The sequence below is a fragment of the Pseudomonas sp. R5(2019) genome (assembly GCF_009905435.1).
Lineage (GTDB): Bacteria > Pseudomonadota > Gammaproteobacteria > Pseudomonadales > Pseudomonadaceae > Aquipseudomonas.
Genome location: NZ_JAAAMT010000007.1, coordinates 40788 through 54122, shown reverse-complemented (window position 1 = coordinate 54122; position 13335 = coordinate 40788). Strand labels below are relative to the sequence as shown.

The window sequence follows — 13335 nt, the reverse complement described above, 5'->3', positions numbered from 1 at the left end:
TGCATTCGGATCAACGCGATCAAGTGTGGGAGCAGATGTTATTCCAGCGCCGAAGCCGGACCGAAGAACTCGTAGCGGCTCTGCTGTTCCGGCACGCCCAACGCCTTGAGGTGGCGCTTGACGGCCGCCATGAAGGGTTTAGGCCCCAGGAAGTAGGCATCCACATCACGCTGCGTCGGCAGCCACTGGCCCAACTGCTCCTGGCTCAACAGACCCAGGGCATCGGCGGGTGGACTGACGCCATCATCCTCGGCATAGCAATAGAAGCGCTTGAGTTGCGGGTGGCGCGCCGCCAGGTCGTCGATCCAGTCACGGAAGGCATGCACCGCACCGTTGCGTGCGCAATGAATGAAGTGAACGACTCGACCGCTGCTCAGCGCCTCCTGCAACATCGCCAGGGTCGGTGTGATACCGACACCGCCGCTGATCAGCACCAGCGGTTTGTCGCCCTCGCTGAGCGTGAAGTCACCTGACGGCGGGAACAGCTCAAGGGTGTCGTGGACTTCCAGGTAGTCATGCAGGTAGTTGGAGACCTTGCCTTCGGGCTCACGCTTGACGCTGATGCGGTACATCCCCTCGTCGGCCAGCGCCGACAGTGAGTAGTTGCGCCGATGCTCCTCGCCATCGATGTTCAGTTTCAAGCCGATGTATTGGCCCGCCTGGAACTCGAGAATCTCACCGCCATCGACCGGGGCAAAATAGAAAGACACGATCTCTGCGCTTTCCACCACGCGCTCGGCAACCTGGAAGCTGCGCGCACCACGCCAGCCGCCCTTGGCGTTTTCCTTCTCCTCGTACACGCCGCCTTCGGCCTCAATCAGGATATCGGCCAGTTGCTGGTAAGCCGCACCCCAGGCGCCAAGCACTTCAGGCGTGGCGATCTCGCTGCCCAGCACCTCTTCAATAGCGCGCAGCAGGCAGCTGCCAACGATCGGGTAATGCTCCGGCAGGATCTGCAAGGCCACATGCTTGTTGATGATGCGTGCCAGCAGGCCACCCAGTTGGTCCAGCTGGTCAATGTGACGGGCGTACATCAAGACACCATTGGCCAGGGCTCGAGGCTGGTCGCCACTGGCCTGGTGCGCCTGGTTGAACAGGGGGCGCACCTGAGGGTATTCACGCAGCATCAATTTATAGAAGTGAGTGGTCAGTGCTTCGCCGCCGCTCTCCAGCAGGGGAACAGTCGCTTTGACGATGGCACGGTCCTGGGCACTAAGCATGGGTGACTCCTCAGCCGCTAGGCTTACTAAAGATGCTGGAGAGTTATCAGTATTCGTGCCAACAATAAAATCTATAAATATCAATAAGTTAAAATTTAACTGGTCATTATGACTATTCCTGGAATAGAGTCATTAAGACACCATGGAGTCATTATGACCGCTAAACCCTTGCTTACTGCGATGCTCCCGCTGGTCAGCGACCTGTCCCGCGACCTCCCTGAACGCGAGCGCTACCGCCGCCTGCTTGAAGCCCTGCGCACCCTGCTGCCCTGCGACGCCACCGCCCTGCTGCGTCTGGACGGCGAATGGCTGGTGCCCCTGGCCGTCGATGGCCTGAGCGACGACACACTGGGGCGGCGCTTCAAGGTCAGCGAACACCCTCGCTTCGAAATTCTGCTGGCCAGCCGGGAGCCCACGCGTTTTGCCAGTGACAGCCAGCTGCCGGACCCATACGACGGCTTGGTCGAAGGTTTGCACCAGCATCTGGAGGTGCATGATTGCCTGGGCTGTCCGCTGTATGTCGATGAACGCCCCTGGGGGCTGCTGACCCTTGATGCCCTGACGCCGGAGCGCTTCGACGCCATCGAGCTGGATGTGCTGCAAGCGTTCGCCAGCCTGGCTGCTGCCACGGTCACTGTTGCCGCGCGCATCGAACACCTGGCCATCAAGGCCGAAGACGAACACCAGCGCGCTGAGGTCTATCGCCAGGCCAGCGGCCAGCAGGCTCGCGAACTGATCGGCCAGAGCAAGCCGCATAAACGCTTGCTGGAAGAAATTGGCCTGGTCGGCTCCAGCGACCTGACCGTGCTGGTCACCGGTGAAACCGGGGTCGGCAAGGAGCTGGTCGCTCAGGCCCTGCATGCGGCGTCCAGCCGGGCCAATAACCCCTTGATCAGCCTTAACTGCGCGGCACTGCCCGACACCTTGGTCGAAAGCGAACTGTTCGGCCATGTACGCGGCGCCTTCACCGGGGCAACCAGCGAGCGGCGTGGCAAGTTCGAACTGGCCAACGGCGGCACGCTGTTTCTGGATGAAGTGGGCGAGTTGTCACTGCAGGTTCAGGCAAAACTGTTGCGTGTGCTGCAGAGCGGCCAACTGCAACGCCTGGGCTCGGATCAGGATCACCACGTCGATGTGCGCCTGATCGCCGCGACCAACCGCGACCTGGCCGAAGAAGTGCGCAGCGGCCGCTACCGCGCCGACTTCTACCATCGCTTGAGTGTTTATCCGCTGCAGATTCCGCCGCTGCGCGAGCGTGGCCGCGATGTGCTGCTGCTCGCCGGTTACTTCCTGGAGCACAACCGCTCGCGGATGGGCCTGGGCAGCCTGCGCCTGACCCCGGATGCCCAGTCCGCCTTGCTGGCCTACGACTGGCCGGGCAATGTACGCGAGCTGGAACACCTGATCGGTCGCTCGGCCCTCAAAGCACTGGGCCGGCACACTGATCGCCCGCGCATCCTGAGCTTGAGTGCCGAAGATCTGGACTTGCCCACACCCGGCATCAACACCTCACCCGCCGCCGAACCCGCCCAGCTTGCTGACTCACTGCCCGGCGGCGACCTGCGCGAGGCATTGGACCGTTATCAGCGCCAGTTGATCGAGGCCTGCCTGGAGCGCCATGCACACAACTGGGCCAGCGCCGCCCGCGAGCTGGGCCTGGACCGCGCCAACCTCAGCCGACTGGCACGGCGCCTGGGCCTGAAGTAATTGCTAAAGCCCGCGCTGGTGAGGTCGATAACCCGGCATTGCCTCTATTTAATGCTCTGACCCAGAAGGTTTTCATGGCTTCCAACAATGCCCGCGCAGACTCGTTGTCCTTGCTGCTGTTTACCTTGCGCAGCGGCAAGCTCATGGCGATCAACCTGCTGAAGGTCAGCGAGATCATCCCCTGCCCCGCCCTCACGCGCCTGCCTGAATCACACCCGCACGTCAAAGGCGTCGCCACCCTTCGCGGCGCGGCGCTGTCGGTCATCGACCTGAGCCGGGCCATCGGCGAAATGCCGTTGCTCGACCCCAATGGCGGCTGCCTGATCGTCACCGACATCAGCCGCTCCAAACAGGGCCTGCACGTACAAGCGGTGAGCAAGATCATTCATTGCCTGAGCACCGACATCCGCCCACCACCCTATGGTGCCGGCGCACGCTCGTTCATCACCGGCGTGACTCAGGTCGACGGTGCGCTGGTGCAAGTGCTGGATATTGAAAAGGTCATCCACGGCATCGCCCCCAACGCTGACGAGGGCGTGCCATCGGAACTGAGCATGGAAGAAGCCGATCTGCTGGGCCACGCCAATATTCTGGTGGTGGACGACAGCCAGGTGGCGCTGCAGCAGTCCCTGTTGACCTTGCGCACCCTGGGTATCGAATGCCATACCGCGCGCAGTGCCAGAGAAGCGATCGCGACCCTGCTGGAGCTGCAGGGCACACCCGAGCAGATCAACGTAGTGGTGTCGGACATCGAGATGTCGGAGATGGACGGCTATGCGTTTACTCGCACGCTGCGCGACACGCCGGACTTCAAGCACCTCTATGTGCTGCTGCACACCTCATTGGACAGCGCCATGAACAGCGAGAAAGCCAAGGCCGCCGGCGCCGATGCGGTGTTGACCAAGTTTTCCTCACCGGAACTGACCGAGTGCCTGATCCGCGCCGCGCGTGCCGTAGCGCCCTTGGCAGAATGAGGCCTGGCAGCTCTCGGCCAAGGTGAGGATACAGACTGTTACCAGACAGCCGCGCAAACGATTTGCGCATCTGTATGGCTGCGGCATAATCAGCCCACTGTTTTGTCACCGAGTGAGCCTTGACAATCACCCGCCGACCAGAATCAAAGGCAGATGAAGAAACTCAACCCGGCAATAAGCGCACCCAGCACCGGGGCGTCATAAAGGCTGCCCAGCAGTAGAACGCTGATCAGCACGCTGGTGACGATCGCCCAGCGGATGACCGGGTCGCTTCTGTAGACTGCCGCAACGGTAAAAAGCCCCCAGGGCAGCACGGCCAGATAGCCCTGCACACCTCTAAGCAAGGGCGATGTCAACAGCAGTACGAGCGGGACAAGCACCAGCAACACTTTCAGCAAATTTTTGTGCATCAGGCTAGTCAAGAGGCCGCCTTGTTCTATGGCTGATAGAGAATTGAGCAAGTTTCTCCAGTCGCTGTGTCCGTCTCTATTGGCCATTTCCGGCGTATGAGTAGGAATTGGCTGAAAGAAATCACCACTCTCGCCGCGGCACTGGCCGTATTTACCTTGACGGCAGTAGTTCAAGATCAGACGCTAACTGACAGCCCCGTCAGTTAGCCGTCACGCTGGTGACCGGCGCCGAGGGTTATACGTGTGTATCGTCAACCCCCTACTCGGCGCCTGCCTCCATGCGTAGCCCATTCAGAATCCCGTTGATCATTGCCACCCTGGTCGTTGTCGCGGCCCTGGCCTATTGGGTCACTGAGCGCCCCACCACCTCCAGGCCTGCCAGTGCAGCGGCCATTCCAGTTCGCGTCATCGAAGTCAGCCAACACGATGTCCCCCGCTATGCCAGTGGCATCGGCACCGTGCTGTCGCTGCACAGCGTGATGATTCGACCCCAGGTCGAGGGGCTGCTGACCAACCTGCTGGTCAAGGAGGGCCAGTGGGTCAAGGAAGGTGACCTGCTGGCCACCATCGACGACCGCTCGATTCGTGCCAGCCTCGCCCAGGCGCAAGCCCAGCTCAGCCAGAGCCAGGCGCAGCTGCAAGTGGCCGGCGTCGACCTGAAGCGCTACCGCCTGTTGAGCCAGGACAACGGCATCTCCCGCCAGACCCTCGATCAGCAACAAGCGCTGGTCAATCAACTGAACGCCACGATACAAGGCAATCAGGCGGCAATTGCCGCCGCTCAGGTGCAACTTTCCTACACCCAGATTCGCTCTCCCGTGACCGGTCGCGTCGGTATCCGCAACGTTGATGAGGGAAATCTGTTGCGGGTGGCGGACACCGCGGGGCTGTTCAGCGTCACCCAGATCGACCCGATCGGTGTCGAGTTCTCGTTGCCGCAACAGCTGCTGCCGACCCTGCAAAAGCTGATCGCCGCCAAATCGCCGGCGGTGGTCAAGGCCTATCTGGGTGGCGATGGCTCCGACGAAGATTCGCTGCTGGCTGAAGGCCACTTGAGCCTGATCGACAACCAGGTCAGCGCCACTACCGGGACTATTCGGGTCAAGGCCGAGTTCAGCAACCCCCAGGCCAAACTCTGGCCGGGCCAGTTGGTCACCGTGAAAATCCAGACCGCGCTTGAACGGGCGGCGCTGGTGGTGCCGCCGCAGGTGGTGCAGCGGGGGATCGACCAGCATTTCGTCTACCGGGTACAGGGCGATAAGGTCGAGTCGGTGCCGGTCAAGGTGCTGTATCAGGACAGCGATCAGAACATCATCGCTGGCGTCAGCGCCGGTGATGTGCTGGTCATCGACGGCCAGTCGCGCCTCAAGCCGGGCGCGCGCATTGACATTACCGGCGAGCCTGCCAACAGCGAAGAAGTCGCCGCCACCCGGGGGCGCCCATGAGAGGCGAGGGTTCGGTCTCGGCCTGGTGCATCGATCACCCGGTTGCCACCTGCCTGCTGAGCCTCGCCCTGGTGCTGCTCGGGGCACTGGCGTTTGTGCGGCTGCCGGTGGCGCCGCTGCCGGAAGCGGAGTTCCCGACCATACAAGTCAGCGCCCAGCTTCCCGGCGCAAGCCCGGAAACCATGGCCTCCTCGGTGGCGACACCGCTTGAGGTGCAGTTCAGCGCCATCCCGGGCATGACCCAGATGACCTCCAGCAGTGCCCTGGGCTCGACCAACCTGACGCTGCAATTTACCCTCGACAAAAGCATCGACACCGCCGCCCAGGAAGTCCAGGCCGCGATCAACACGGCCGCCGGGCGTCTGCCCCAGGACATGCCCAACCTGCCGACCTGGCGCAAGGTCAACCCGGCCGACAGCCCGGTACTGATCATGACCGTCAGCTCCGCGCAAATGCCAGCCAATGAGTTGAGCGACTACACCGAGACCCTGCTCGCGCGGCAACTGAGCCAGATCGACGGCGTTGGCCTGATCAACATCACCGGCCAGCAACGGCCGGCCATTCGGGTCCAGGCGGCACCGGAAAAGCTCGCCGCCATCGGCCTGACCCTCGCCGACCTGCGCCTGGCCATTCAACAAACCAGCCTCAACCTGGCCAAAGGTGCGCTGTATGGCCAGAGCAGCGTCTCGACCCTGTCGACCAACGACCAGCTGTTTCATCCAGAAGACTACGGACGCCTGATCGTCTCCTACCGCGACGGTGCGCCGGTGCACCTCAAGGATGTCGCACACGTCATCCATGGCGCTGAAAACGCCTACGTCAAAGCCTGGTCGGGTGATCGACAAGGCTTGAACCTTGTGGTGTTCCGCCAGCCCGGTGCCAATATCGTCGAGACCGTCGATCGAGTACTGAACGCGTTGCCCAAATTGCAGGAAATGCTGCCGGCCTCGGTGCAGGTTTCGGTCCTCAACGACCGTACCAAGACCATCCGCGCCTCGCTGCATGAAGTCGAGCTGACCTTGATGATCGCCGTGCTGCTGGTGATTGCGGTGATGGCGCTGTTCTTGCGCCAATGGTCGGCAACCCTGATCGTCACCAGCGTGCTGGGCGTTTCGCTGGTCTCGAGTTTTTCCCTGATGTATCTGTTCGGCTTCAGCCTCAACAACCTGACTCTGGTGGCGATCGTGATCGCAGTGGGGTTCGTGGTCGATGACGCCATCGTGGTGGTGGAAAACATCCACCGGTACCTGGAAGCCGGCGACGATATGCGCACCGCCGCCATCAAGGGCGCCGGCGAGATTGGCTTTACCGTGTTGTCGATCAGCTTTTCGCTGGTGGCGGCGTTTATCCCCTTGCTGTTCATGGGCGGTGTGGTTGGGCGGCTGTTCAAGGAGTTCGCCCTGACCGCTACTTCGACCATTTTGATTTCGGCGCTGGTTTCCCTGACCTTGGCGCCGATGCTTTGCGCACGGTTCATGCGCAACACCGGCCACAGCCAGGGCCCGGCCTTTGGCGAACGCCTGGTGCGCAGCTACGAGCGCCTGCTGGTCCGCGCCCTGGCGCACCACAAACTGATGCTGGGAGTGTTCGGCCTGACCCTGAGCCTGGCCGTGATCGGCTACATCGCCATCCCCAAGGGCTTCTTCCCAATGCAGGACACCAGCTTCGTGCTCGGCACCACCGAGGCGGCGGCCGATGTGTCGTACCCGGCCATGGTGGCCAAGCACAAGCAACTGGCCGAGATCGTCAGCGCCGACCCGGCGGTACAGGCGTTTTCCCACGCCGTGGGCGTCACCGGCAGCAACCAGACCATCGCCAATGGCCGCTTCTGGATCACCCTGAAAGATCGGGGCGAGCGCGACGTGTCGGTCAGCGAATTCATTGACCAATTGCGGCCCAGGCTGGCCAAGGTCCCGGGCATCGTGCTCTACCTGCGTGCCGGCCAGGACATCAACCTCAGCTCCGGCCCCAGCCGCAGTCAGTATCAGTACGTGCTCAAGAGTAACGACGGCGATGCGCTCAACCTCTGGACCCAGCGCCTGACCGAACGCCTGCGCGCCAACCCGGCCTTTCGCGACCTCTCCAACGACCTGCAACTGGGCGGCAGCGTGACCCATATCCGCATCGATCGCCAGGCCGCCGCCCGTTTCGGCCTGACCACCACCGATGTCGATCAGGCCCTCTACGATGCCTTCGGCCAGCGCCAGATCAGCGAGTTCCAGACCCAGACCAATCAATACAAGGTCATCCTGGAGCTGGATGCCAAGCAACGCGGCAAGGCCGAAAGCCTCAATTACTTCTACCTGCGCTCACCACAAAGTGGCGAGATGGTGCCGCTGTCGGCGCTGGCCAGGGTCGACCCGCCGAGCATGGGCCCGCTGTCGATCAGCCACGATGGCCTGTTCCCGGCCGCCAACCTGTCCTTCAACCTGGCGCCCGGCGTGGCGCTGGGTGACGCGGTGAACATCCTCAACCAGACCAAGGCCGAACTGGGCATGCCCGACTCGATCATCGGCACCTTCCAGGGCGCGGCGCAGGCGTTCCAGAGTTCGCTGTCGAGCCAGCCGTGGCTGATCCTGGCCGCACTGGTGGCGGTGTACATCATTCTCGGGGTGCTCTATGAAAGCTTTGTCCACCCGCTGACGATCATTTCCACCCTGCCGTCCGCCGGGCTGGGTGCCTTGCTGCTGCTCTGGATGTGGGGCCAGGATTTCTCGATCATGGCGCTGATCGGGGTGGTGCTGCTGATCGGTATCGTCAAGAAAAACGGCATCCTGATGATCGACTTCGCCCTTGATGCCCAGCGCCAGCAGGGCCTGTCGCCCGAAGACGCCATCCATCAGGCCTGCGTGACGCGCTTTCGGCCGATCATCATGACCACCCTCGCTGCCATGCTTGGCGCCGTGCCATTGATGTTCGGCCAAGGCGCCGGCGCCGAGCTGCGCCAGCCGCTCGGCATTGCCGTGGTGGGCGGGCTGCTGGTGAGCCAGGCTCTGACGCTGTTCACTACGCCGGTCATATACTTGGCACTGGAGCGGCTGTTTCACCAGCGCCGGAACGCCGGGCAACCGTTGCCGCAGCAATGACTGTTTTTTGAACAGCAGAAATTGATTACTTTTGTCGGACCTAATAGCACTTGCCTCGCAAGAAGGTCCGTTCAAATGTCCCCCCCTGTAGGAGCCGGGCTTGCCCGCGATGCAGGCGCCGCGTTATATCAGGAGCACAGCGGCGCCGGCATCGCGGGCTCAGTTAAGGCGCAGAGCATGTGGGAGCGGATTTATCCGCGAATGTAGGCGCCGCGCAATGCCTGATAAACCGCGGCGTTTTCATTCGCGGCGGTCCGGCGATCCGGTAAATCCGCTCCCACAGGGTTTGTGTCGTTCAGTGCCTTAACTGACTGGCATTGGGGCTTGCCCGGCTCCTACAGTCGAATCCTGTCAGCAGTCTGTACGGCATAAGGCAACGCGGGTCTTCACTGTGTGCGGGCGATATTGCGCAGTGCCTTGACTTGATCGTGGTTGCTTTGCACGCCATGGTATTGGCGCTCGATCAACCCACGCACATTAGCCGGCAAGGTTTTTTCCAGCGCTTTCTTGTAATGCTTCAGCGCATGGTCTTCACCTCGTTCGGCTTCATTGAGCACGGCTTCTTCGCTTTTACCGGTGACCATCGACTTGATGTCAACCCAACGGCGGTGCAGGTCACCGCTGATACTGGTGGAAGTTTCCGGATCACCACCCAAGGCGCGGACTTCGGCCTGCAACTCAGCCGCGGCAGTTGCACAGCCTTGCGAGCGGCCGATGAACAGGGTTTTGAGCTCAGGGTTCTTGATGTCTTCTGCGCAAGTACGGAAGCCTTTCTCTCCATCCTTGCTCACTTCGATCAGGTCATTGAGTACGGAGATCACTTCTTTATTAAGATCGGCCATGATTGCATTCCTTCCGATTGAGAGAGGTACATCAGGAAGGAGCAGGGTTTGTGCCAGCTTTTGAAATAACTAAATTATTAATATTTTCAATGCGTTAAGTTATTCATAAAAGACTGTACTCGTTCTTTATGCATGAACTGTCAATTGGCCTTCGTGCAGAATGCATGTAGGTTTCCATCTGTCGCTTGCAAGGTTGTCGTCCATGAACCCGGAAAAACTCGAACTGCTGCTGACCCGCGAAATGCCGTTCGGCAAATACAAGGGCCGTGTCATTGCAGACCTGCCGGGCGAGTATTTGAACTGGTTCGCCCGCCAAGGCTTCCCTCACGGCGAACTGGGTGGGCTGCTGGCCTTGATGCAGGAAATCGACCACAACGGATTGTCGGCGTTACTCGACCCGCTTCGCCGCAGGCATGCCCGAAAACACCCCTGAAAAAGCGAGCCCATGCCATGACTGCTGCCATGACCGATGCCTTCCTGCTGGCCCGTGATGAAGAGCACTGGCGGATATCGAGGCGTTGGTGAAAGCCTTGAAAGAGTTGGCAGGCTAAACCGAGATAGCCGCCCGGATTGCGTTTGAACTTGTAGGAGCGAGGCTTGCCTGCGAAGGCCACACCGCGGTCTGCCAGATACACCGCATCGCGAGCAAGCTCCGCTCCTACCAAAAACATGCGGGCAACGTAAATCCCGGGCAAAAAAAACGGTGCACCGACCAAGCGCACCGTTAAAGCCGTAAAGCACACAACAATTCAGGTATCAGTCAAACAAGGCCAACGCTTCGGCGCTGCATTCCTGGATACGTGCCCAGTCGCGGTTTTTCACCCAGGCACTTTCAAACATCCAGGTACCGCCCACGCACATGACGTTTGGCTGCGAAATGTAGTTTTTCAGGTTACCCGGGTTGACCCCGCCGGTTGGGCAGAAGCGCACTTCGCCGAACGGGCCGGCAAAGGCCTTGATCGCAGCCACGCCGCCGCTGATTTCCGCCGGGAACAGCTTGAAGCGACGATAACCCAGGGCATAACCCATCATGATTTCCGAGGCACTGCTGATACCCGGCAACAGTGGCAAGGCGCTTTCGACACCCGCCTCCAGCATGTCCTGGGTGCAACCTGGGGTCACGACGAATTGCGCGCCAGCCGCTTCGACCGCCGCCAGCATGTTGCGGTCCAGCACGGTGCCGGCACCGATGCACAGTTCCGGGCGTTGCTCGCGCAGTACGCTGATCGCCTTGAGCCCGTACTCCGAGCGCAGGGTGATCTCGAGCGTGGTCAGGCCACCGGCGGCCAAGGCATCGGCCAGCGGTAGAATGTCTTCTTCGCGGGCAATGGTGATCACCGGCAAAATGCGCGCCTTGGCGCAGATTGCGTCGATCCGGGCAGTCTTTTCCGCCATGCGGTCTTGTACCGGCTGTTTGTTGTCGAGCGTCGTCATAGCGGCTGATCCTTGGCTCATGGGCACCAGTAAATCTCTAAAGGGGTATGAAGAAACGCGCGGATCGGCATCTGGGCAATATCCTCGCCGGCCAGCGCGGTGCGCAGGGTGGTCAACTTGCCCTGCCCCGACACGGACAGAACTTTCAAACGCGCCGATGCCAGCAGCGAGAGCGTCATGCTCAGGCGTTGACGCGGCACCGTCGGCGCCATCATCGGCAGACAGCGCTGCGTACCATCGGCACGCAAGGCTTCAGCCAGGTTCGGGCTGCCGGGGAACAGCGACGCGGTATGGCCGTCGTCGCCCATGCCCAGCACCAGCACATCAATCGGCGGCAACTCGGCGAGCAAGCGGTCGGCCTGTTGCGCAGCGTCCTCCTGAGACACGGTGGAGCGGTACAGGTCGATAAAGCGCGCCTTGGCCACCGGCCCCACCAACAGGTAGCGCTTGAGCAGGCCAGCGTTGCTGTCCGGGTGCTCGGTCGGCACCCAGCGCTCGTCGGCGAGGCTGATCACCACGCGGGACCAGTCCAACGCTTCACGCGCCAGGCTCTGGAAAAACGCCACCGGGCTGCGCCCGCCAGACACCACCAGGGTCGCGACGCCTTGACGGCCAATCGCTTCACGCAGCTGGTCGGCCACCCGGGTCGCCAGTGCCTGAGCCAGCAGCGCGGGGCTTGCGAAGTCGTGCGCATGCACGGCCGGCGGCAGTTGCAGATCAGATATCGCCATACCAGGACCTCCCATCTCGGGTAATCAATGCAATGGAGCTCATGGGTCCCCAGGAGCCCGCCGCGTAAGGCTTGGGCGCATCACCGGCTTTTTTCCAGCCGGCGATCAACTGGTCACACCATTTCCATGCGTATTCAATTTCGTCTTTGCGCACAAACAGGTTCTGATTGCCGCGCATCACTTCCAGCAATAACCGCTCGTAGGCATCAGGGATGCGCACACTGCGGTAGGTGTCGGAGAAATTCAGTTGCAGCGGGCCGCTGCGCAGCTGCATGCCCTTGTCCAGGCCCTGATCCTTGGTCATCACCCGCAAGGAAATACCTTCGTCCGGTTGCAGGCGGATGATCAGTTTGTTGCTGATCTGCAAGCGCTGCTCGGGGGCGAAGATGTAGTGCGGCGGTTCCTTGAAGTGGATAACGATCTGCGACAGCTTTTGCGGCATGCGCTTGCCGGTTCGCAAGTAGAACGGCACGCCGGCCCAGCGCCAGTTGCGGATGTCGGCACGCAGGGCGACGAAAGTTTCGGTGTCGCTCTGGGTGTTGGAGTTTTCTTCCTCCAGGTAACCCGGCACCGGCTTGCCTGCGCTGTAACCGGCGATGTACTGACCGCGCACTACCTGGGTGGTCAGGCCTTCGGCCGTGATCGGTGCCAGCGCCTTGAGCACCTTGACCTTCTCGTCACGAATGCTGTCGGCAGACAGGTCGCTCGGCGGGTCCATGGCGATCAGGCACAGCAGTTGCAACAGGTGATTCTGGATCATGTCGCGCAGTTGCCCGGCCTGGTCGAAATAACCCCAGCGCCCTTCAATGCCGACTTTCTCGGCCACGGTGATTTCCACGTGGGAGATGTAATTCTGGTTCCACTGGGTTTCAAACAGGCTGTTGGCAAACCGCAGGGCAATCAGGTTCTGGACCGTTTCCTTACCCAGGTAGTGGTCGATCCGGTAAACGCGGTTTTCCGGGAAGAACTGCGCCACCGCATCATTGACCCGCCGCGACGACGCCAAGTCGTGACCGATGGGCTTTTCCAGCACCACGCGGGTGCGCTCGGCCAGGCCGACCCTGGAGAGGTTCTCGCAGATGCCGCCGTAAACGGCCGCGGGCGTGGCGAAATAGGCGATCAGCGACTGGCTGGCACCCACGGTTTCAGCCAGCGCGCAATAGTCATCGGCCTGGAGGAAATCCACACGCAGGTACGTCAGGCGCGCCAGAAAACGCTGCAGGGAGGCTTCTTCAAGTTGCGCCGCCGATACGTAACCCCGCAGCTGCTGTTCGATGGTCGCCAGGTGCTGGTCGATCTCGCCCGGCTCGCGAGCCAGCGCCAGGATGCGCGTGTCAGCGTGCAGCAGGTCGGCGCGATCAAGCTGGTAGAGCGCCGGGAACAGTTTGCGCAGCGCCAGATCGCCCAACGCCCCGAACAGGGCAAACGTGCAAGGTTCAACGGTTATCGATGGCATGATGTTTGTTCTTTTATCAAGTTAGAGTAG

Annotated in this window: 11 protein-coding genes; 5 read left to right on the top strand and 6 right to left on the bottom strand. The window is 61.3% G+C overall.

Going from position 1 to position 13335, the window contains the following annotated elements; translation table 11 throughout:
* Positions 1-38 precede the first annotated feature (38 nt).
* Positions 39-1220 carry an NO-inducible flavohemoprotein gene (hmpA, locus tag GUY40_RS06790; protein ID WP_166568182.1) on the bottom strand — a complete coding sequence of 394 codons (1182 nt, stop codon included), beginning with the start codon at positions 1218-1220 and terminating at the stop codon, positions 39-41.
* A gap of 153 nt (positions 1221-1373) precedes the next feature.
* On the opposite strand from hmpA, the gene norR reads away from it, so the two are divergent.
* On the top strand, positions 1374-2927 hold the full coding sequence (norR, locus tag GUY40_RS06785) for a nitric oxide reductase transcriptional regulator NorR (RefSeq protein ID WP_166568181.1): 1554 nt from the start codon (positions 1374-1376) through the stop codon (positions 2925-2927).
* A gap of 74 nt (positions 2928-3001) precedes the next feature.
* On the top strand, positions 3002-3901 hold the full coding sequence (locus GUY40_RS06780; RefSeq protein WP_166568180.1) for a chemotaxis protein CheV: 900 nt from the start codon (positions 3002-3004) through the stop codon (positions 3899-3901).
* A 143-nt stretch (positions 3902-4044) separates the two neighbouring features.
* On the opposite strand, the gene GUY40_RS06775 is transcribed toward GUY40_RS06780, so the two are convergent.
* Positions 4045-4485, bottom strand: a complete 441-nt coding sequence (locus GUY40_RS06775) for a hypothetical protein (protein ID WP_166568179.1) — start codon at positions 4483-4485, stop codon at positions 4045-4047.
* A gap of 104 nt (positions 4486-4589) precedes the next feature.
* Between GUY40_RS06775 and GUY40_RS06770 the strand changes: the two genes are divergently transcribed.
* On the top strand, positions 4590-5756 hold the full coding sequence (locus tag GUY40_RS06770; RefSeq protein WP_166568178.1) for an efflux RND transporter periplasmic adaptor subunit: 1167 nt from the start codon (positions 4590-4592) through the stop codon (positions 5754-5756).
* A complete protein-coding gene (locus tag GUY40_RS06765) occupies positions 5753-8842 on the top strand; it encodes a multidrug efflux RND transporter permease subunit (RefSeq protein WP_166568177.1) in 3090 nt (1029 codons plus the stop codon). Before GUY40_RS06770 ends, GUY40_RS06765 begins: the two co-directional genes overlap by 4 nt.
* A gap of 386 nt (positions 8843-9228) precedes the next feature.
* On the opposite strand, the gene GUY40_RS06760 is transcribed toward GUY40_RS06765, so the two are convergent.
* Positions 9229-9684, bottom strand: coding sequence for a PA2169 family four-helix-bundle protein (locus GUY40_RS06760; RefSeq protein WP_166568176.1), 456 nt, complete (start codon positions 9682-9684; stop codon positions 9229-9231).
* A 202-nt stretch (positions 9685-9886) separates the two neighbouring features.
* On the opposite strand from GUY40_RS06760, the gene GUY40_RS06755 reads away from it, so the two are divergent.
* Entirely contained in the window at positions 9887-10117 is a 231-nt protein-coding gene (locus GUY40_RS06755) for a DUF3820 family protein (RefSeq protein ID WP_166568175.1), read from the top strand.
* Positions 10118-10440: 323 nt separating this feature from the next.
* Here the strand turns inward: GUY40_RS06755 and GUY40_RS06750 are convergent, their stop codons facing one another.
* Genes GUY40_RS06750 through zwf form a run of 3 tightly spaced genes read right to left on the bottom strand, consistent with a single transcriptional unit; the run spans position 10441 to position 13305 of the window.
* Positions 10441-11118 (bottom strand): bifunctional 4-hydroxy-2-oxoglutarate aldolase/2-dehydro-3-deoxy-phosphogluconate aldolase, encoded by a 678-nt coding sequence (locus GUY40_RS06750; RefSeq protein ID WP_166568174.1) that lies wholly within the window; start codon positions 11116-11118, stop codon positions 10441-10443.
* 17 nt (positions 11119-11135) lie between these two features.
* On the bottom strand, positions 11136-11849 hold the full coding sequence (gene pgl, locus GUY40_RS06745; RefSeq protein WP_166568173.1) for a 6-phosphogluconolactonase: 714 nt from the start codon (positions 11847-11849) through the stop codon (positions 11136-11138).
* A complete protein-coding gene (zwf, locus tag GUY40_RS06740; RefSeq protein ID WP_166568172.1) occupies positions 11836-13305 on the bottom strand; it encodes a glucose-6-phosphate dehydrogenase in 1470 nt (489 codons plus the stop codon). The genes pgl and zwf overlap by 14 nt, the downstream gene beginning before the upstream one ends.
* Between the last annotated feature and the right edge of the window lie 30 nt (positions 13306-13335).

Coding starts and splice junctions, on each gene's coding strand:
- norR (WP_166568181.1), top strand. CDS start 1,374: ATGACCGCTAAACCCTTGCTTACTGCGATGCTCCCGCTGGTCAGCGAC.
- GUY40_RS06780 (WP_166568180.1), top strand. CDS start 3,002: ATGGCTTCCAACAATGCCCGCGCAGACTCGTTGTCCTTGCTGCTGTTT.
- GUY40_RS06750 (WP_166568174.1), bottom strand. CDS start 11,118: ATGACGACGCTCGACAACAAACAGCCGGTACAAGACCGCATGGCGGAA.
- GUY40_RS06760 (WP_166568176.1), bottom strand. CDS start 9,684: ATGGCCGATCTTAATAAAGAAGTGATCTCCGTACTCAATGACCTGATC.
- GUY40_RS06755 (WP_166568175.1), top strand. CDS start 9,887: ATGAACCCGGAAAAACTCGAACTGCTGCTGACCCGCGAAATGCCGTTC.
- GUY40_RS06770 (WP_166568178.1), top strand. CDS start 4,590: ATGCGTAGCCCATTCAGAATCCCGTTGATCATTGCCACCCTGGTCGTT.
- GUY40_RS06765 (WP_166568177.1), top strand. CDS start 5,753: ATGAGAGGCGAGGGTTCGGTCTCGGCCTGGTGCATCGATCACCCGGTT.
- pgl (WP_166568173.1), bottom strand. CDS start 11,849: ATGGCGATATCTGATCTGCAACTGCCGCCGGCCGTGCATGCGCACGAC.
- zwf (WP_166568172.1), bottom strand. CDS start 13,305: ATGCCATCGATAACCGTTGAACCTTGCACGTTTGCCCTGTTCGGGGCG.
- hmpA (WP_166568182.1), bottom strand. CDS start 1,220: ATGCTTAGTGCCCAGGACCGTGCCATCGTCAAAGCGACTGTTCCCCTG.